This is a genomic window from Nonomuraea longispora (assembly GCF_004348345.1).
In the GTDB taxonomy this organism is placed as follows: Bacteria; Actinomycetota; Actinomycetes; order Streptosporangiales; family Streptosporangiaceae; genus Nonomuraea; species Nonomuraea longispora.
Window position 1 is genome coordinate 1 of sequence record NZ_SMJZ01000032.1, and the last position, 19,658, is coordinate 19,658.

15 protein-coding genes, 1 pseudogene and 1 riboswitch are annotated in these 19,658 nt (G+C 68.9%); of the genes and pseudogenes, 4 read left to right on the forward strand and 12 right to left on the reverse strand.

The genetic code is table 11. The features are described from left to right. The 7 genes and pseudogenes from E1267_RS45580 to E1267_RS11320 all read right to left on the reverse strand — a co-directional run. Positions 1 to 211, reverse strand: a pseudogene (locus tag E1267_RS45580) (hypothetical protein); the annotation flags it as partial. Next, the gene (locus E1267_RS11295) at positions 208 to 498 is read right to left on the reverse strand and encodes a hypothetical protein (RefSeq protein WP_132332383.1); all 291 of its coding nucleotides are present in this window, start codon (positions 496 to 498) and stop codon (positions 208 to 210) included. The pseudogene E1267_RS45580 and the gene E1267_RS11295, both read right to left, overlap by 4 nt. Positions 499 to 558: 60 nt before the next feature. Continuing rightward, the gene (gene metE / locus E1267_RS11300) at positions 559 to 2,859 is read right to left on the reverse strand and encodes a 5-methyltetrahydropteroyltriglutamate--homocysteine S-methyltransferase (RefSeq protein ID WP_132332384.1); all 2,301 of its coding nucleotides are present in this window, start codon (positions 2,857 to 2,859) and stop codon (positions 559 to 561) included. Positions 2,860 to 2,989: 130 nt separating this feature from the next. Further along, a riboswitch (cobalamin riboswitch) is annotated at positions 2,990 to 3,196 on the reverse strand. Positions 3,197 to 3,423: 227 nt separating this feature from the next. Beyond that, complete coding sequence (cydC, locus tag E1267_RS11305) at positions 3,424 to 5,190, reverse strand: thiol reductant ABC exporter subunit CydC (protein ID WP_132332385.1); 1,767 nt, start codon at positions 5,188 to 5,190, stop codon at positions 3,424 to 3,426. Further along, positions 5,187 to 6,905: an ABC transporter ATP-binding protein gene (locus E1267_RS45305; protein ID WP_181957782.1), complete on the reverse strand. Its 1,719-nt coding sequence runs from the start codon at positions 6,903 to 6,905 to the stop codon at positions 5,187 to 5,189. The genes cydC and E1267_RS45305 overlap by 4 nt, the downstream gene beginning before the upstream one ends. Before the next feature lie 37 nt (positions 6,906 to 6,942). After that, entirely contained in the window at positions 6,943 to 7,518 is a 576-nt protein-coding gene (locus E1267_RS47860) for a GNAT family N-acetyltransferase (protein WP_132332387.1), read from the reverse strand. Positions 7,519 to 7,523: 5 nt separating this feature from the next. After that, positions 7,524 to 8,126, reverse strand: coding sequence for a superoxide dismutase (locus E1267_RS11320; protein WP_132332388.1), 603 nt, complete (start codon positions 8,124 to 8,126; stop codon positions 7,524 to 7,526). A gap of 246 nt (positions 8,127 to 8,372) precedes the next feature. On the opposite strand from E1267_RS11320, the gene E1267_RS11325 reads away from it, so the two are divergent. Together E1267_RS11325 and E1267_RS11330 are read left to right on the forward strand one after the other, a co-directional pair. Next, entirely contained in the window at positions 8,373 to 9,101 is a 729-nt protein-coding gene (locus E1267_RS11325) for a hypothetical protein (protein WP_132332389.1), read from the forward strand. A 99-nt stretch (positions 9,102 to 9,200) separates the two neighbouring features. Then, on the forward strand, positions 9,201 to 10,253 hold the full coding sequence (locus tag E1267_RS11330; protein ID WP_220449421.1) for a hypothetical protein: 1,053 nt from the start codon (positions 9,201 to 9,203) through the stop codon (positions 10,251 to 10,253). A 34-nt stretch (positions 10,254 to 10,287) separates the two neighbouring features. Here the strand turns inward: E1267_RS11330 and E1267_RS11335 are convergent, their stop codons facing one another. Then, a complete protein-coding gene (locus E1267_RS11335; protein ID WP_165959557.1) occupies positions 10,288 to 11,163 on the reverse strand; it encodes a hypothetical protein in 876 nt (291 codons plus the stop codon). A gap of 486 nt (positions 11,164 to 11,649) precedes the next feature. On the opposite strand from E1267_RS11335, the gene E1267_RS11340 reads away from it, so the two are divergent. Next, the gene (locus E1267_RS11340) at positions 11,650 to 12,204 is read left to right on the forward strand and encodes a transglutaminase domain-containing protein (protein WP_132332391.1); all 555 of its coding nucleotides are present in this window, start codon (positions 11,650 to 11,652) and stop codon (positions 12,202 to 12,204) included. Continuing rightward, positions 12,146 to 12,868: a 3'-5' exonuclease gene (locus tag E1267_RS11345; RefSeq protein ID WP_220449422.1), complete on the forward strand. Its 723-nt coding sequence runs from the start codon at positions 12,146 to 12,148 to the stop codon at positions 12,866 to 12,868. Before E1267_RS11340 ends, E1267_RS11345 begins: the two co-directional genes overlap by 59 nt. Positions 12,869 to 12,950: 82 nt before the next feature. Here E1267_RS11345 and E1267_RS11350 read toward each other — a convergent pair whose 3' ends face one another. The 4 genes from E1267_RS11350 to E1267_RS11370 all read right to left on the reverse strand — a co-directional run bounded on the left by E1267_RS11350 (position 12,951) and on the right by E1267_RS11370 (position 19,638). Continuing rightward, positions 12,951 to 14,123 carry a hypothetical protein gene (locus tag E1267_RS11350; RefSeq protein WP_132332392.1) on the reverse strand — a complete coding sequence of 391 codons (1,173 nt, stop codon included), beginning with the start codon at positions 14,121 to 14,123 and terminating at the stop codon, positions 12,951 to 12,953. Positions 14,124 to 14,140: 17 nt separating this feature from the next. Further along, the gene (locus E1267_RS11355; RefSeq protein ID WP_132332393.1) at positions 14,141 to 15,013 is read right to left on the reverse strand and encodes a thiopeptide-type bacteriocin biosynthesis protein; all 873 of its coding nucleotides are present in this window, start codon (positions 15,011 to 15,013) and stop codon (positions 14,141 to 14,143) included. Between the two features lie 17 nt (positions 15,014 to 15,030). Continuing rightward, positions 15,031 to 19,335, reverse strand: a complete 4,305-nt coding sequence (locus E1267_RS11365; RefSeq protein WP_220449423.1) for a thiopeptide-type bacteriocin biosynthesis protein — start codon at positions 19,333 to 19,335, stop codon at positions 15,031 to 15,033. Positions 19,336 to 19,443: 108 nt separating this feature from the next. After that, a complete protein-coding gene (locus E1267_RS11370) occupies positions 19,444 to 19,638 on the reverse strand; it encodes an FxLD family lanthipeptide (RefSeq protein ID WP_132332395.1) in 195 nt (64 codons plus the stop codon). Between the last annotated feature and the right edge of the window lie 20 nt (positions 19,639 to 19,658).

Sequence of the window (19,658 nt, forward strand, 5' to 3'; positions counted from 1 at the left end):
GCGCCAGCCACACGGGCCGCCCACCAGCAGCCCTGCCCTCCGGAGTCGGTTGCACGACGATGACGTTGGCTTGGTCGCACACGTCGAGGCAGGCGCTCACCCGGATTTCGGCGACTTCGGCCAACTGGCGAGTCTGCTCATCGTGATCGAGACCGGGAACCTTGCGCACGCTGCCGCAGCAGCAGTCGCGGCATACGGTGATCCTTCTCATGCGTCCTCGACCGTATGAGAGGGATCAACGAGCAGGGCGACAATGGCGCACTTCAGACAATCGCTGTCACACCCGTTGTCCGCTGTGTGGCCAGTCCTGACCAGCTCACTGATCCTTTCCAGCCGATCCTGAGCCAGGTCGAGCTGTGTCCTCAGTCCGCGGAGCCGGTTGCCCTGGGCGCCCATCCGACGGCGTGTCCCGAGTAGCTGGTCGTAGTCCTCCTGGCTGATGGCCACCATCTCGATCTCACCCAGCCGAAACGCATGCACTTTGGGGGGATTGGTCATCCTGATCACCCTTTCGAGAGGGGTGCTGGGCCCGGCCGAACGCCGGGCCCAGCGGCCGGCTCAGCCGTCCCGGCCCTCACGGACCAGGCGCGCCGCCTCCGTGAGATTCCTCAGTGAGCTGCGGACCTCGTCCCACCCGCGGGTCTTCAACCCGCAGTCGGGATTGCCCCACAGCCGCTCGACCGGGATGGCCGCCAGTCCCTCTCGCAGCAGGCGCTCGATCTCGTCGGTGGAGGGCACTCGCGGCGAGTGGATGTCGTACACGCCGGGCCCGACCTCGCGCGGGTAGCCGCCCTCGGCCAGCTCGTGGGCGACCTCCATGTGCGAGCGAGCGGCCTCCAGGCTGATCACATCCGCGTCGAGCGCGTCGATCGCCGCCAGGATCTCGCCGAACTCGGCGTAGCACATGTGCGTGTGGATCTGGGTGTCGTCACGTACGCCGGAGGTGGCCAGCCGGAAAGCCTCGGTCGCCCACTCCAGGTAGGAGGGCCGGTCGGCGGCGCGCAGCGGGAGCGTCTCGCGCAGAGCGGGCTCGTCGACCTGGACGACGGCCGTCCCCGCGGCCTCCAGGTCGTTCACCTCGTCGCGCAACGCGAGTGCGACCTGGCGGGCGGTCTCGCCGAGCGGCTGGTCGTCACGGACGAAGGACCAGGCCAGCATGGTCACCGGCCCGGTGAGCATGCCCTTGACCGGCTTGCTCGTCTGAGACTGGGCGTAGGTCGTCCAGCGCAGCGTCATCGGCTGCGGGCGGGCGATGTCACCGGCCAGGATCGGCGGGCGCACGTAGCGGCTGCCGTACGACTGCACCCAGCCGTGCTGGGTCGCGACGTAGCCGTCGAGTCGCTCGGCGAAGTACTGCACCATGTCGTTGCGCTCGGGCTCCCCGTGCACCAGGACGTCCAGGCCGGCCTCCTCCTGGAAGGCGAGCACCTGGCGGATCTCGGCGGCGATGCGCTCGTCGTAGGTGGCCTGGTCGATGCGGCCCGCCCGCAGGTCGGCGCGGGCGACGCGGAGCTCGTTCGTCTGCGGGAACGAGCCGATCGTGGTGGTGGGCAGCAGCGGCAGCTTCAGCCGGGCACGCTGGGCGTCGACCCGCTCGCCGTAGGATCCGGCACGGCGGGCGTCCGCGTCGGTCACGGCGGCAGCCCGTTCGCGGACCGCCTGGTTGGTGGTCAGCGGCGACGCGGCCCGCGAGCGCAGCGCGGCCTGGTTGTCGCCGATCAGGTCGGCGATGGCGTTCGTCCCCTTGGAGATGCCCCGGCTCAAGGCGACGATCTCGGCGGTCTTCTGGCGGGCGAAGGCCAGCCAGCGCCGCACCTCGGGGTCGAGGCCGGTTTCCAGCGTGGCGTCGTACGGCACGTGCAGCAGGGAGCACGAGGCGGCCACATCGACCCGGTCGGCCAGGCCGAGCAGGGTCCCGAGGGTGGACAGCGACCTCTCCACATCGTTGATCCAGACGTTGCGCCCGTCGACCACGCCCGCGACCAGGCGCTTGCCGGGCAGCCCACCGGCGCTCGCCAGGTCGTCGAGGTTGGCGGCGGCCGGGCCGGTGAAGTCCAGGCCCAGCCCGTTGACGGGAGCGGCGGCCAGGATCGGGAGGGCGTCGCCGAGCCGGTCGAAGTAGGTGGCGACGAGGATCTTCGGGCGCTGCTTCAGGGCTCCCAGCTCGCGGTAGGCGCGGGCGAGGGCGTCGAGGGCCGCCTTCGGCTGGTCCTGCGCGAACGCCGGCTCGTCGAGCTGCACCCACTCGGCGCCCGCCGACAGCAGAAACGTGAGGATCTCGGCATAGACGGGCAGCAGCTTGTCCAGCAGCGACAGCGGGTCGAAGTCGGCTGCCACGCCCGGCGCGGGCTTGGACAGGAGCAGGTAGGTGACGGGGCCGACCAGCACCGGCCGCGGATTGTGCCCCTGGAGCAGCGCCTCGTTGAGCTCGCCGACCTGCTTGACGCAATTGGCGGTGAACTCGGTGTCAGGCCCCAGCTCCGGCACAAGGTAGTGGTAGTTGGTGTCGAACCACTTGGTCATCTCCAGCGGAGCGACGTCCTGGGTGCCGCGGGCCATCGCGAAGTACCCGTCCAGCGCGTCGGCCTCGACGGCCGCTCGATGGCGTTCGGGGATCGCGCCCACCATGACGCTGGTGTCCAGCACATGGTCGTAGAGCGAGAAGTCGCCGGAGGGAACTTCACCCAGCCCGGCGTCGGCCAGCTCGCGCCAAGCGGCGCGGCGCAGCCGCGCGGCGGTCTCGTGCAACTCGTCGGCGCTGACCTTGCCGGCCCAGTAGCCCTCGACGGCCTTCTTCAGTTCGCGGTCGGCTCCCTGACGGGGGTAGCCGTAGACGGTGGCGAGCGAACGCTCGGTCACGAAACTCTCCTTCGCGAGTCACGGAAGACATCCGCGGCACTCGGACGAAGGCACACGCAAGCGACGTGAGCATGCATCGCCCACGTGCTCGCCGGGCCCTCCCTCGAGGCCGTCGACGTCACCGCACGCAGGATGCGAGCGGGCAGTGGCAGGTCTTCGGACTCGTGGGCGTCTTGCTTGTTCCTACTGGCCGTCGCTTCCCCGGCCTTCTGGCCGAGTGCTGATGACGGCGTTCGTTCCCACTCACCGCTGCGGGGCAGTCCCGGATTCGCACCAGGTTCCCTCTTGCGACTCCTTGCCTGGCTGGCAGGGAGAACCGACTGCGTACCACACCCTAGAGCCAACCGGGGATGGAAGAAACCGTGTCCGGGTACTGGACAGCTACGACGCCCAGCTGTACGGCCGTGCTACTTCCGGAGCCCGGACAGCGCACGCACGCCGCCTCGGTTCAGCCTCCCCTGGTCAGATCGGCTTCGGACGCAGGCCCAGTCGTGAGCGGGACAGGTGGGGCTGGTGCCATTTCGGGCTGGACCGCCGAGCCCCTGAGTGCGAGCATCCGTCTGATCACTCGTGTACGAGCTGGGTGGCCAGCAGTTCGGTGTAGGCACCCGTACGCGCGATGAGTTCCGCGTGCGTGCCGGTCTCCGCGATGTGGCCTCCGTCCAGGACGACGATGCGGTCAGCTGTGCGGATCGTGGACAGGCGGTGGGCGATGACGAGCGTGGTGCGGTCACGCCGTGCCGCGGTCATGGCGGCGGCGACCTCCTGCTCGCTCTCCGCGTCGAGGTTGGAGACGGCCTCGTCCATGATGAGGATGGGCGAGTCCTTGAGCAGGGCGCGGGCGATGGCGATGCGCTGACGCTGTCCGCCGGACAGGCGGGCGCCGAGTTCGCCGGGCAGGGTGTCGTAGCCGTCGGGCAGGCCGGTGATGAACTCGTGGGCGTGGGCGGCACGGGCGGCCGCTTCCACGTCCTCGTCGGGGGCATCGGGGCGGCCGAGGCGGATGTTGTCGCGCAGCGGGATGTTGAACAGGTAGACGTCCTGGGGCACGAGGGTGATCAGACTGCGCAGATCTTCCTGGGGGAAGTCGCGGATGTCGTGGCCGCCGATCTCGATGGCCCCCGCCGTGACGTCCCACATGCGCATGAGCAGGCTGGCGCAGGTGGACTTGCCGGCGCCGGAGTGGCCGACCAGGGCGACCGTCTCGCCGGGTGCGATGTCGAGGGTGACGCCCGCGAGCGCTTCGGGCAGATCGGGGGCGTAACGGAAGCGGACCCCGTCGAAGCGGACGCGAGGCTCGACGGGACCGGGAGGTGCGGCCGTCACCCGGTCGGTGACCGGGGCGGGGGTGTCGAGGATGGTCATGATGCGGTCGCCGGCGGCGATGACGAGGTTGAGGTCGCGGGCGACGTCGGTCACGGCGATGACCGGGGCGAACGTGGTGGCGGCCAGGATGACGGCCACCGGGAAGAGGGTGGGCTGCAGGCTGCCCGCCGACGTCAGCAGGGCGGCGGTGACCAGGACGGCGAGGAGGCCGAGGGTGGTGGCGGCGTTGGTGACGGCGTGTTCGAGGCCGGAGCGGCGGCCGTGCGCGAGTTTGGCGTCCAGGAGCCGCTGGTCGTGTTCGGCCAGCCGGTCGAGCTGGCGGGCGCCGGCTCCGGAGGTCAGTAGTTCGCGCAGGCCCTGGAGGGTGTCGACGGCTTCGGCGTTGAGCTCGCCGAGTTCGGCGCGCAGCCTGGCGCCCTGGGCGGCGGCGTGTTTGCGCAGCCAGGCGGGCAGGAGCGCGAGCAGGATCAGGGCGGGGGCGAGGGCCGCTGCGAGGGCGGGATGGAAGACGGCCAGGGCGGTCAGCGCGGCGACGGGGACGGTGACGGCGCTGATGAGCGGGCTGAGGGTGTGGGCGAACCACAGTTCCAGTTGTTCGACGTCGGAGATGGCGGTGCTGCCGAGGTCGCCGGAGCGTCGCTGGAGGAGATAGCCGGGGGCGAGGCGTTCGAAGGCGGCGTAGACGCGCCCACGGACGTCGGCCAGCACGCGGAAGGCCGCGACGTGGGCGAGGTAGGACTCCAGCCATGGGGTGAGGGCCAGGAAGGGCAGGAGGAGGCCGAGCGCGATCAGGCCGCCGCGCAGCTCGTCGGGGGTGGAGCCGGTGATGGCGCGGCTGACGACCCACGCGCCGACTCCGGCGGAGGCGAGGACGACCAGGTGGTGGGCGATGCCGCTGGCGATCGCGGTGAACAGCAGCGGCCGGTGGGGGCCCAGCAGGGCGAGCAACGGGCGGAACCGGGCTCCGGGCCGGGGCCGGGGGGTGGTGGCGGTGAGGGTGGTCATCGGGTGGCTCCGTCCTGGGCGGCGACGAGGCGGGCGTACGCGCCCTGGCCGGCCAGCAGTTCGCCGGGCGGCCCGGCTTCGGCGATGAGCCCGTCGGCCATGACGATGATGCGGTCGGCGGTGCGTACGGTCGACAGCCGGTGGGCGATCATGAGGGTGGTCCGGCCGCCGGACAGGGTGTCGAGGGCGTGCTGGATGGCGGCCTCGTTAGCGGCGTCGACGCTGGAGGTGGCCTCGTCGAGGACGAGGATGGGGGCGTCCTTGAGCAGGGCGCGGGCGATGGCGATGCGCTGGCGTTCGCCGCCGGACAGCTTCAGGCCGCGCTCGCCCACCACGGTGTCGTAGCCGTCGGGCAGCGCGGCGATGAAGTCGTGCGCCCGCGCGGCGCGGGCGGCGGCTTCGAGCTGGTCGTCGGTGGCGCCGGGCTGGGCGAGCGCGAGATTGCGGCGGACTGTGCCGTGGAAGAGGTAGGTGTCCTGGGAGACCACCGCGACCAGGGCGCGCAGCCGGTCGAGGGGCAGGTCGCGCACATCGACGCCGTTGACGGTGACGCGCCCGGACTCCGGGTCGAAGAAGCGCAGGAGCAGCGAGGCGACGGTGGTCTTGCCCGCACCGGAGCGGCCGACCAGGGCGACGCGCTCGCCCGGCTCGATGGCGAGACGGAAGCCGTCCAGGGCGGGACGGTCGCGGTCGCGATAGGTGAACAGCACGTCCTCGAAGGCCACGGACGGTGGGCCGGTCAGGCTGGGGTCGGCCGTGCCCTGCGCGGGGTCGGGGGAGTCGAGGATCTCGAAGACCGCCTTGAGCGAAGGGACGGCGTTGTAGCTGGAGTGGTAGGCGGCCTCCAGTTCCTTCAGCGGCCGGAAGCTCTCGGCGGTCAGCAGCAGGATGATCAGCAGCTCGGTGACGGTCAGCTCGCCGGCGGCCAGCCGCAGCGCGCCGGTGCCCAGGGCGACGGCGGTGCCCAGGCCGATGACGAACGCGACGCCGCCGACGTAGCCGATGACGGCGGCCATGAGGCGGATCGAGTCGCGGCAGAACTGCCCGGCCAGGTGGCCCAGCTCGGCGCCGCGGCGGCCACTGGCGTTGAACGCCTTGAGCGTCGCCATGCCCTGCAGCGCGTCCAGGTTCTCGGCGTACAGGCCCTTGTAGCCGCGGAACCAGGCGGCGTTGCGGTCACGCAGCACGCGGTCCGACAGCAGCGGCAGCACCGGCAGGAGCAGGGCGCAGGCCAGGACGACAGCGCCGACCAGCGGATCCAGCATGAAGAGGTAGGCGGTGACCGCGACCGCGCCGAGGACGGCGGCGATCATCTGGGGCAGGAACTTGCCGACGTAGGCGTCGGCGGTCTCGATGCTGTCCACGAGGGTGGTCTGGGCGGAGCCGGTGCGTCCGCGCTGGGCGTGGGCGGGGCCGAGGCGCAGCAGTTTGGCGGTCAGGCGGCGACGCAGCTCAGCCTTGACGGCGGCCGAGGTCCGCAACGCGACGCCGTCACGGACGGCCAGCGCGCCGCTGCGCAGGAGTTGCAGGGCGACGACCGCGGCGACGAGCCAGACGATCGAGCCCGCGCCCTGCCCGCCGAACACGCGTGCCAGGGCCTGGGCGACAAGCACGCCCTGACCGATGTAGGTGGCGGTGATGGACAGCAACAGCAGGACGAGTCCGGCCAGGCGCCATCGGATCCGGGGCGACATGGCCAGCAGCCGGGTGATCACATTTTCTCCTGAGAGCGTTCGCGGGTGGGGAGAGGTCTCACGCCGCCCGCCCATGAGATCCCCCGGGAGCAGCCCTGAGCATGATCAATCTGAACTGGTGATCAGCGTTCAGGAGCGCTGCCACGCGCCACCCTCTGCGGCGGTACAGTCCGAGCGCGGCGCTCGCCTGAGGATGCGTGGACAGCCACCACGATGCTTCGGGGGAGGCGGACAGTAAGGTGTCGTGCAGGCGCATCCCGAGACCGCGTCCCCGCTGGGCCGGTAGGACCGCCAACTCCCGCAGGGTGATGTCCCCGCAGGGCATCTGGGAGGCTAGGAGCGCGAGGCGGGAACAGCGTACGCCATAGGCGAAACCATGGACCTGGTCGCCGCGCAGGGCCACTGCGAGAGTGAATCCCGGTTTTAATGCGTCGTTGGCGAGTCGCTCGGCGATCGCGCGGGCTGCCTCCCGAGGCTCGGCCCATGGGGGACGGGTGAAGGTCTGACCTGCCACATCCGCCACGGCGGCCAGTAAGCCGGGCGTCTCGATCGCCGGGACGAGACGGATCTCAGAGTTGGCGGCACCCGCCTGGCCCTGCGGACCAAGCTCGGGCCAGGCGGGCGTCGCCGGCATCGGGGTCAGGCGCCCTTGGCGGCGTCGTAGCGGGCGATCACGTCGTTCCAGTTGATCAGGCCCCAAAGCTTCTCGACATAGTCCGGACGCACGTTTCGGTACTGCAGGTAGTAGGCGTGCTCCCAGGCATCGAACACGAGGAGAGGGGTGCTGTTCATGCCGATGTTGCCGTGGTGGTCGTAGACCTGCTCGACGACCAGGCGGCGGCCCAGCGGCTCCCAGGCCAGCACGCCCCAGCCCGACCCCTGGACGGTCGCGGTGGCGGTGGTGAGCTGCTTCTTGAAGGCGTCGAAGGAGCCGAAGTGCTCGGTGATGGCTTCGCCCAGCTCGCCGTCGGGGCGGTCGCCGCCGTCGGGAGACAAGTTCTGCCAGAAGATCGTGTGCAGAACGTGCCCGGACAGGTTGAACGCGAACGTCTTCTCCAGCCCGACGAGGCCGCCGAACTCGCCCTTGTCGCGCGCCTCGGCCAGCCGCTCCAGGGTGTCGTTGGCGCCCTTGACGTACGCCGCGTGGTGCTTGGCGTGGTGCAGCTCCAGGATCTCGCCGGTGATGGCGGGCTCCAGCGCCGCGTAGTCGTAGGGCATGTCCGGAAGGGTGTACTCACCCATGGTGTCTCTCCTCCAAAGCCTCTACTTGCATATAACTCGCAACAACCATAGTCCGGCAACTGGCTCGCACGAGAGACGGCATGCCGACGACATCGGCCTCAACTGCGCGGCGGATGGCCAGCCGGGTTCGTCCGGGCTGTCTGACCCATCGGTTCCGCAAGCTGATGGTGCCGGCGGCCTGCCGGCGACCTGCGGCACGGCACTGACAGGACATGTGAACCTGCCTACCGTCTGAGGACCGCCGTGATGAAGCGGCCTCTCCTGCGGCCTGGAGCGAGCCGGTCGATGTCACGGCTGGAGCGGCACCGCACCACGCTCACCAGCGTCGCCCTGCCTGTGCACAGCACCGACCGGCCGCCCCCTGGCCGGGAAGAGCCGACGGCGGGCGACGTGACCATCATGCTCGACGCCCGGTACGACTCTCTCGGGACCGAGGACGACATCCTCGGCGAGAGGCCAGGGGCGGGAGGTGATGAGCGGATCGTGCGTGTCTGGGGGCGGACCATTCGTGACACCCTGTATCGAGACAGACGGCGTTGCTACACTCCGGCCATGAAGTGCCGGAAGCGGACGGTGCGCGGCCTGCGCTCGGCCCTGGTGGCACTCAGCACCATCGCGATCGCAGTCGCTGCCCACCGCGCTCACGGAACGACCCCGCCACTGCTGGCCCTGGTCCCCGTTGTCCTGGTGGCCTGGGGCATCGCCTACGCCTTGGTGGGCCGCAGGATGGCCCGGTGGGAACTGCTGGCCCTGCTCGGCGCCGCGCAGGTCGGCATCCATGGCCTCAGCGTCTACCTGACGGCCCCCGGCCACCACGATCCCGGTCACTCCGGCATCGGCGACTCCTCGACGCCGATGGTCCTCACGCACGCGGCGGCCACCGTGCTCACCGCGCTGTTGCTGGAGTACGGCGAGCGCATGTGGTGGGGTCTGCTCTCCTTGGCCGGAGTTCGGCAGCATTGCGCCTGCCGATAAATACATCCGCCCAGGTCGTGGCCCTGCGAGGGCTTTGTGTGGAGTACGCGAGCTCCGGTCTCTCGGGAGACGAGAGCGCGTACGGCAGGATGACCGGCTGTGCTCCTTCGCCTGGCCTATCTGACCGTCACGAACGCTTTCGCCGCGCTGCGGTTGCTGCCCATGGGCGATCGGGACAAGGATGTGGAGATTCTTGCCCTGCGGCACCAGATCACCGTCCTTGAACGCCAGCTCGGCGCCGACACCAGAGTGAGATTCGCACCCGAGGACCGGGCCTTCCTGGCCGCGCTCCTGACCTCGCTGCCCCGCGAGGTCCTGCGCCGGCTGCGGCTTCTCGTCCGGCCGGATACCGTGCTGCGCTGGCATCGCGATCTGATGCGAGGGCGTCATACCCGTGCCTGCCGGCCAAAGCGGCCCGGGCGCCCGCCCACGGTCCGCTCCATCCGCGCTCTTATCCTGCGTCTGGTTCGAGAGAACCCCGGCTGGGGCTATCGGCGGGTGCATGGTGAACTCACCACGCTCGGCATCAAGGTCGCGCCGTCCACCGTGTGGGAGACCCTCAAACAGGCCGGTCTCGATCCGGCGCCTGATCGGGCGTCCACCACGTGGGCCGACTTCCTGCGCTCGCAAGCCGACGCCCTGCTGGCCGCCGATTTCATCGAGACCATCACTTTGAACGGGCAGCGCCAGTACATCCTGGCGGTGATCGAGCTCGCCACCAGGCGCGTCCGGGTGCTGGGCACTACCGCTCATCCGAGCGCGAGCTGGGTCATCCAGGCGATCAGGAATCTCGTGATGGATCTGGACGATGCGGGCTGCCGGGCGCACTTTCTGATCCGCGATCGGGATGGGAAGTTCCCGGCCCTCATGGACGAGATTCTCGCCGAGGCCGGCATCAAGACGGTGCTCACTGGTATCCGGATGCCGCGGATGAACTCGATCATGGAGCGGTGGGTGCAGTCGTGCCGCCGCGAGCTTCTCGACCGCTGCCTCGTCTGGAATGAACGCCACCTGCGGCACGCCCTGCTCGAGTACGAGCGGTTCTACAACCCAGCATCGGGCCCATCAAGCCCTGGGCCAAGCAGCGCCGCTGCGTCCCGCCCCGGACCCGATCACGGACCCCGAGCGAATCACCGACCTGAACATCCGTAGAAGAGACCGGCTTGGAGGCGTCCTCCACGAATACTCACATGCCGCTTGACCAGCACGGATGGAATTGTCGGCAGGCGCAGGCTTCATGCACGATCGCGTCACCGGCGGCAGGAGCCAGAAGCCGATCCCGGACGTCATGGGTCCTGACGAGGTGGGGAGCCCGATCGAGTCCGTCGTCGTCGAACAGGTATCGAGCGCCACGATCTCGATGATCGCGGTTGGCGCACGACACCATGACGATCGGTCCATTGGGCAGCACGTGCATCGGCCATCGGCACAACGGGCAGAGGAAGCAGCGGCGGTCGTACACGCGATCTTCTGGCACCCGCCCATATAGGTCATTGAGCTCTTTGGGCATCGTCTGTAACATCGCCTGCGTTCCCGCCGCGTTACGGATGACGAAGCTCCTCCTGAGGATGTACGCTGCCTGATTCTCGCCCTTACGGAACAGCGCGTATGCCTTGTGCTCCGTCAGCTCCTGGCGCAGCCAAGGCCAGTAGGGCAGAACGCCGCATTCGCGTGCAACCTCGCCGAATTCGCCTTCAAGGGCCTCAAGTTCGACATTCCGTTCGCCGGTTTCCGGGTTGATCGCGTATATGGCCTCGAGTCCTTCGGGTGGGCAACCGGGCGGAAGGAGTCCGGCGACAGGGCCTCTGACTAGAGCCCGGAACTCGGTGAACTTCAGCGGGTGTGCAGGGCCTCGCAATGCCATCACGAGCCCGTACGCCCTGGTTAGCGCACTTGCCCGACTGTTGCTTTTCATTGCTGGCTTGGTCAGGGCGTCCGCAGCCAGGAGGGAGGCTTGCAGCGCCATGGAGCGTACGTGATCGTCGGGAATGGCGAATCGATCCGCCGATGCCGAGGTGCCCATATAGCAAAGGTAATCAACGCCTCCGACAAAATTGAGCACCGGTAGTTCTTGGGATAATTTGATACTAAATATCCGCGAATGAGCGGTTTTGTGTCGCAAGGTAAGCGCGCTGCTCGATAATTTGTGCGAATGGGCGATAGGGTGCTGACGATCGGGGTCCTGCGACGGTCCCAGGGAGGCCGCGTTTCCGGGCCTTCTCCACGATTTCGGATGTCTCACGCGAGCCGGGGACAGCACACGACCCAGTGGGGCGGCAAGCTTTCCTACGATATGAGAGCTTCGGTCTGGGCGGGGCAACGGCGAAGTGATAGGACGGGACAGTGAGAGCCGCAAAGGGTGGCCCAGGGCGGGCGGTCAGCGAAAGGTGAGGCGCCGCGAGCGTGGATGCGGTGGAGGTGTTCATACTCGGCGCTCGGCTACGGCCCGGCGTCACGTAGCCCTTGATTCTGCCTTCAAACCGGCGTGAACTGCTGATTCGGTGCGGAGTACGGTGCGGGCGGGACATGCCCGGGGTAGCGTCAGCGCGTGGATGAGCGTGCTGAGCGGATCGCCTTGTTCCTCGCCGTGCGGGACGTGCCGTACGCCACGGACGGCGCCCATGACGCCGATACGTTGATGACGCTCGGGCGTGGCGACTGCCTGGCCAAGGCCGCCTATCTGATCCGGGGCTTCCGGGCGCTCGGTTACCCGGCCCGGCGGGTCCGGTGGCTGTATTACCTGCCCGATCGACCGGCGGAAGTACGGCTGTTGCCGTCACGGGAGGACGTGCATTCCGCTGTCGAGGTGCTGATCGAAGGCCGGTGGACGCTGGTGGATGCCACCCATGATCCGCCCCTGGCCGCCGCCGGGCTGACCGTTGCCGAATGGGACGGCATCACCGACACCGTCTTGGCGTACGAGCCGCGCGGGCCGCTGTGGCGGCCGGGAGATGGACCCGAGCCGGTGCCGAACGCCGATGTCCGCGAACCCGTCGACGTCGACAGCGGCGGTCGCTATCAGAAGGCATTTAATGAGTGGCTTCGTGGAGTCCGTGCCGGTGCCGCAACGAATGCACGCGGTACGGGGGCGGCTGATGTCTGACGCTTCGCCGATCTACCGCGATGCCGCCTTTGCCCGTCACACCTACTTGGTCGTCGACTTTGAGGGGTTGACGCCCGCCGGGCGGCCCGCCGTTCCGGTGGAGGTGGCGGTCCTTGCCCTCGCCGTTGCTGGCGACGGGCTGTCGCCGCTGTGGAGCTTTGAATCGCTGATCGCACCACCCGCCGAGGTGCCCGTCACCTCCTCCGACGTGCGGATGACGGGCATCACCGCGTCGATGTTGGCCACGGCGGCCGGCCCGGAGCGGGTCATGGCTGACCTTGACCGCCGGCTCACGACGCCGCCGTACCGGCTGGTCGCCCACCACGCGCCCACCGAGGCGGGGCTCATCGCTCACCAGCGGCGGCACTGCCCAGTCTTGGCGGCTGTCCCGCTGCTGGACACCGTGCGGTTGGCCCGCGCGCTGTACCCGGAGTTGCCGTCGCACCGATTGGACGGTCTGATGAGATATCTGCGTATTGAGCCGCCTGGGCGTCGTCATCGAGCGATGCCGGATGTGCAGGTCACGGCGCGGGTATTCGAGCTCCTGATGGCTGAGGGCGGACGGACGGGGCGTTGGTGCACGCTTTTCGATCTTGACAGGGTTGGTGGGCTGGCACCCAAACGTCTGGCGTCACCGGTCGGAGTTCAGGTCGGACTGTTTTGAAGCCGCAGCACGAGGTACAGCGGTGGCGGTCTTCATGGCCTGGAAGTGCCTCGAGCCGCCGCCATTGCTTCCGGTGCTGGTCTCACCGCTGTGAACGTCGAGCATGCCCGGCTCGTGAGGGAGTAGCAGGGCGCAGCCGGGTGCCGAAGTGGGCCGTAATCTGCTCCTCGCTCAGCTCTACCGTGGCGTGGAGATCGCCTATGAGTGGCGCGGGTATGGCGCCCGTGCTCAGTCCGGCTGCCTCGACGGCTGCGATGAGCGTCTGTTCGTGGGCGTCTGTGAGAGCCGCGCGGCATGCATCGTGGGCGAGCAGGTCGCGTGCGGCGTAGCCGTCGCCGGCGGCGAGGATGTCGTGTACCAGCCGGGCGGCGATCGACGCTGCGGCTTCCTGGTCTGGGCCGTCCGCAAGGTCGATCATGGCCAGGCCGAGGCGGGTGTGGAAGACGATGAGCTCGTCTGCGGGTTCGAGCGCGAGGTAGAGCTGCCGCATTTCCGCGATCTCTGCGTCGGCCGGTTGGCCGCCGGCGCGGCGGCACAGCGCGCCGAGTGGGAGCGCGACCAGGCGCTCCCATGGGTCGGTGAGAGTGCTTTCGTCCAGGAGCTGTCGCGCGGCTTCGGGCTGGCCGGCCAGGCAACGGGCCACGATGACGATCTGACGACCGTCCAGGAGTCGCCGGCCCACGCCTCGGTAGCGTTCAGCGTGCTGAGCTGCCTGCTGCCAGCGTCCTGCGCCGATCAGTGCTCTGCCGCCATCGGCCAGGAGAACGCCCCACAGCCACTGGGCCACATCGCGGTGCTCGTCGGCGCTGGCGGTGAGGTCGTAGAAGGAGGTGGGTTCGCCGTCGATGAGGGCATCGCTGTGGGCGGTGACGGCACGGTAGAGGTTCTCGAGCTGCTGGTAAGCGCCGTCGGCGTCGCCGGCGCGGATGGCCAGCCGGGCGAGATTTACGGCGGGCTCCAGGGCATAGCGTGCTTCTTGCGCACTCAGCGGACGGGCGTCCAGGAAGAGTTGGATCTGGCGCCGGCACCATGCTCGCGCCAGGTCGGGTCGCCCGCAGTCGCTGGCGATCAGCGACGCTTTGTTCATCGCCTGCACCGCCTGAGCCAGCAGGATGGGGCTGCCGTTGGCGGCGGCGGTGCGGGCGAGGGCGCGGATGTCGTTGATGCGGTCGGGCAGCGGCCGGTAGGTGGGCCTGGGACGAGGAATCAGAGGGAAGCGCTGCGCGATTCGGGCAAGGTGATGGGCGGAGTCCATGGGTTACGTCCAGTCGATCACGGGCCGGGCGTGGGTCGTTCGGAGTGGTGCTTGTCTGGGAGGTGAGTGGAGGCCTCAGCGCTGGAGGGCTGTTGTTGTGGGTCGTGGCCGAACACGGCGGTGGTGGCAGTGCTGGCGAGAGCGGCTTGGGTGGTGTGGGGCAAGCCGTGCCGGTTCCAGGTGAAGATGATGTGGTGGGCCAGGACGGCGCGTAGCCCACGATCAAGCTGTCCGTTGTGAGCCAGTTCGGCGAGTTGTCGGCCGTTGGTGGTAAAGGCATGGGCCCACTCGGCGTGTTCGGCGAGGGCAGCGCCGGGGCGGCAGAGAGTGGAAAGGTCCACGCTCATCAACCGGCGTACCTTGTCGAGCTGGTCGAGGCGGGGCAGGGCCGGTTCGCGGTGCGCGGCCACGCGCGCCCAGATGTCGCCCTGTTCGTACCAGTCCTGGCCGGCCGCGCGGATGAGCGCGGTGCACAGCAGGATGGCCAGTTCGCGGCGGTGATTTCCCTCCGGGCGATGCCCGATCGTGGCGAGGTGGGCGAGTAGATGACGGCTGTCGTGGTGGAAGAGCTGGTGGGCACTGTCCATGGCTTCGGTGCCGCCGAAGGCGTGGAGCTCCGGCTCATAGACGACAGGCGTGGCGGAGAGGATGCGCCCAATGCTGACCAGTTGTGCCAGACGGCCGAGCACGTGGTTCCTTGCCTCGGTGCCGCTGTCAGTGAGGAGGTAGCGGATTGGCCAGCAGGGGCTCTTGCGGATGAACCACCACCAGTCGATCCATTCTCGGGCGCGGGCTTCCTCGAATAGAGGAGCGATATGCGCCACGGCGACTGTCTCGGCGTCGGTCCAGGAGGGGAATGCGACGTTGATCTGCTGGTACTGCTGGTTCATGGCTGGGGCTCCGGTGTTCAGGCGAGCGCGAGCACGGCGTCCCAGCGAGAGGCCGGGGCTGTTCCGGTGCCGGCGGTGTGGAGGGCGAGTGCGGCCCCGGCGGCGCCATCGAGCAACTCGAAGTCGTTGACGGAAGCCGACAGGTCTTCGGCCAAGGAGGCAGCGAGACGGGGTAGCTCGTTGGCGATGCACGGGGTGCGCGCGTCGGCGGCCATCCGCCAGGCGGCCTGCAAGAGGCCTGCCTTGCCGTGGCACAAACCGATCTCGTCCAGCTGATCCAACTGCGCGGGGTCGCGCAGCGCGGCGAGCATGGCCTCTTCGGCCGCTCGCTGGCGGTCAAGGTCGCCGAGTGCCATGCCGGCGAGCTGTTGGGCGCGCGCTGTCCCGGCGATGCCGTAACACCAAGACGGTCGCGGCCGGAGCAGCGGGTTGATCTTCCCGTCGCGGGCTTGGGCGGCGGAGATGAGGCCCGGCCACCACGGGCCGGTGTCGCCTTGCTGGCGCCACTGGTCGGTCCAGGCGCAGATGCGGTGCACTGCGTCCTCGGCGCCGGGAACGTGGAGGCCCTGCAGGATCGCCAGGGCGAGCACGGCCAGGGCGGAGCCGATGCCGTGGGAGAGGCCGAGGTTGCCGTGTCCCTCGGGGTATGTGTGCGGGTCTGGTTCGCCGTTCGGCGCGACGTTCGTCCACCACGGCGGGAACGGGTCGTCGGCTCTTCGACGGGTGGTGAGCTGCACTAGGTACGTCAGCGTGGAGATGGTGAAGGGGTGTTCCGGGTGGAAGGTCAGGTGGAAGGCGGCCAGCCCGGTGAGCCCGCGGATCAGGTCGAACTCCTTCATCGTGGGTCGCTCGCCGCGTTTGATGCGGGCTTGTGCGGCGGCGACGCGCTTGCTGGTGAGGGTGAAGACCGCGGTTTCCAGGCGGGCGAGTGTGTTCAGGTAGCGGCCGTTGCTGGTGTGGGCGGCGTGGACGGCGAACCCCAGGCAGGGGGCGCCGTAGTACAGGCTGGCGTTGTCGGCTGTGCTTAGCGGTGCCTGGACGGCTGCGGTCAGCCAATTGTGGGCGGTCTGGTGGTCGCCGTGGCCGGTGTGGGCCCGTTCGATGTGCAGCAGGGCGATGCCTGCTGCGCCGCCCGCGAGTGACTGTGGCCAGGGGCGGCCGCCGCGGTGGGCGACTGCCGACGAGCGTGGGTCGGTGAGCATTTCGGCGATGCGGTCAGAGGCGGCGAGCGCAGCGGTGTGCGGCGCGGTCATGAGTGTCTCCTGACTTGTGTTCGTGCCGCGATCCAGCTCAAGGCGGCGGCTCGTGCCAAGTGCAGACACGTCCGCTCGCTGGTTGGAGACGTTCCGAGCATGGTTCAGATGGAGCAGGTCGGGGAGTAGGTCTCGGGCGCTGATGTCGGCGGTCTGCAATGCGGCCCGGTAGACCTCGGCGGCAGAGTGCCGTCGTTTCCAGCTGGCGAGGACGTCGTGCCAGCTGGGATCTGTGGCCAGGACGGTGCGGTGGTCGGGATTGGCCAGGGTGCGGGCGTGATTGAACAGTGCGTGGTCGGGAGCTTGGGAGTCGGGCCGGATGTGTTCGATGAGCCAGCGCGTCGCTGAAGCGGTGTCATCGATCAGCGCCATGACCAAGTCGAGGAAGCTAGCGGCGGTCACCGCTCGCGCGTCGATCCCTGTCGCGGTGCAGGCCGCGAGCTGGGCGAGTACGGCGGTGGAATCTGCGGCGAAGTATGCCTCGGCGGGCTCCATCGCGTCGGGGCCGCCGAAGCGGGCGACCTCGGGGTAGTAGGTGTCCCATTGGACCCGGCCGGTGAGGCCGTTGTGGCGGAGGTGGGTGCACCAGGTGTTGATGCGGTCGATGACCGGGGTGAGCGTGTCGGGCGGCACGGTCATGCGGATGCGCAGGTGCTCGTCGGGGTCGTGGTAGCGCAGGAACCACCACGCGAGGGGGCCGGTGATCGGTTCCAGCAGTTCCACCAGGCGGGGCATGTGCCGTAGAAGGACGCTGGTGTGCCGGTCGGGGTGGCCGTACAGCTTGAGGTACAGGCGCCCGTTCTGGCCGTGCAGGTACCCGTGGTCACGCCCGCTGATGGCGTGGAAGCGGCTTGGCGGATCGACCTGGGCAGTGATCGTCTTCAGCGGCAGCACCAGCTCGTGGGCGTGGCCGCCGATCCATCCGGCGTCATCTGGGCCGGGAGCGGGCAGCAGTGCGGCGGCGTCGTGGGTACGCAGGTGGTCGTGTAGGAGCGCCCGGTGAGCGGGCTCGTCGAGGTCGAGGATGATGCGGCGGTCACCTTCACCCAGGTAGACCCTCGACGGCAGGCCGAGCTTGTCCCGCCAGACTGCCAGAGCGCGGTCCCAGTCCGGCCATGACGCGTCTCGATTGGGCACATCGGAGGCGCACAAGCGCCAGCGTGCCGGAGAGATGATTGTCCGGCCGTAACGCAGCGCTGGCAGGAACGGCAGCATGGTGGCCGGTCCCCAGTCGAACTCGGTACAGGGTGTGCTGAGCGCGGTTGGTGCTTCGGTGAGGAAGCGTGTCAACGGGTGGATATGGGTGGCCGGGTTGACGGCGTTCAGCGTCAGCGGTTCCACGACGCGGCGTCGTGAGCGGGACATGACGTACAGGCGATGGGCGTCTGCGGTGATGCCGAGGTCGGTTACGGCGAGCTGCTGGTCGTCGGCGGGGTGGTACTCGGCGATCGGCAGCAGATGCCGGCACACGCGCGGGACGCGGGTGACGTCTCCGCTGCTGGTATGAAGGGACGGCGCCGAAATCTGGGCCCTCAGCGCGCCCAAGACGACTGTCGGCGTGTTCGCGCATAGCGCCGCCGTCCGCTTCAAATCATCGCCCTCCAGCAGCGGCAGGAATCGGCCGATCGTCGTACCGGCGTGGCGGGACACTCCGAGGATCGTCAGCGTGTAGGTCCCGTCGGCGATCGCCTGTGGGGTGGTGGCGTCCAGGCGGAGGGCCAGCGCGGTGCTCGGCTGGACGGGCACGCCTCGTCCGATGACGGACAGGCGGTCGATGACCTTGTCATCCAGGATGATCTCGTGCTGGAGGTGCAGCGCTGCTCGCCCTGCCAGGGCGAGCAGTTCGGTGTCACGCTTGGTTGGCGCGGTCGGTTGTGGGGAGGGTGCGCCGAGGTATCCGGCCGGGTAGCCGAGCCCGGTATCGGCGTCGATGACGTCCAGGACGGGAACCAGGGCGTGCGGGCCGTAGCGCTCTAGGAAACGCTGGTGCCAGTCGATCCAGCCACTGCTGAGAGCGGGACGCCGGGCCAGGCGGATGAGCACGTCGGCTGCGGTGGCGGCTTCCTTTGCCACGGTGGCGGGCAACGTCAGGCTGGCGTCCAGGCGGGTGTCGCAAGCAAGCGGCTGAACGTCGCTGTGCACAACGCGCATGGAGACGGCAGCTCGTGTCATCGCCTCCTGCTGGTCGGTCGGCCGCGCCAGATGTGGTTGGTGCGCGAGCTCGTCGGCGATGGCGCGTAGCCGTTTGACGGTCTCGGTCGCCTCGCTCATGGCGTCGGCGTTCACTGCGGTGAGTTCGGCGAGGAGGTAGCCGAGGGGGTCGCTCGTCGTCGTAGGCGGTCGCAAGCTGGTGAGCAGGATCCGTTCGCGTACCAGGCGCGCCAACAGTGTGTCGATGGCGGGCCTGGTCGCGGTAGGGAACATGGCGGCGAGCCGGCCGTGGAGGCTCTCATACGGGACCGGGTGCTGAGCCAGGCGCAGTGCGGCCCGCAGGGGTTCGGTGGCGCGAACGTTGACGTGCGCCGGGGCTCCGTCCGGTCGGGTGTGGGGGCGGTGCTCCAGCACGATCTGGCCATCTCGCTCGAACAGCAGGTCGTTGGCCACCATGGCCAGGCGCCTGCGTAGCGCCGGGATGTCTTCGAGTTCGTCGACGACGGCGAACAGCCATGCGGTACGTGCCCGCAATATTGCCTGGTGGGCGTCGCCGATCCGTATCGAAGCCTTTCGAGCTGCGGTGATGCGGGCTGAGGCGATGCCGGCGAACAGTCCGAACGGGGTTGCTCGGGTCCGGGCGCGCAGCAGGTAACGCATCGCCGACACCACGAGACGGCGCGTAGCAGCGTCGTCGAGGTGATGTCCGTCCAGCATGGCGTCGATGCGTTGCGCCAGGTCGGGACTGGCGTGCTGGACCGCTGTCGCGAATGCGGGAATCTGCCAGATGCTGCTCAGCCAGCACCGCCAGGATTCTTGATCGGCAGATGGGCTGGTCAGGTCTGGCCAGGGTGGAAGTAGGTGCTGGGGTGGCCACGTTGCGGCGCGTAGCAGCGCGCCGTCGCCGTACTTGTACATCGCCGTCCCGGATGGGGGTGGCACCCTCGGCCGGCCGATCAGTGTCGACCGACCGCAGGCGCTTTCAGGGGTTGAGTGTCCGCTCAGCTGCGGACGTTGGCTTATCGGTTACGCGCAGGTTTTGGGGCAGGCGCTCTGGCACGTCTTGCCGCAGCCGTCGTCGGTCATTCGGATCAGTCTGTCGGCCTCCGGTCCGGACTCGACGAACGTGATGTCCAGTTCGAAGTCCGGCTCGATGTCGAGAGCGGGCGCCGGTGGGGGAACAGCCGGGGTGGAGAGCGTCTCGGCCAGTCGTGCGGACATGGTTGTCTCCTTACTTGTGG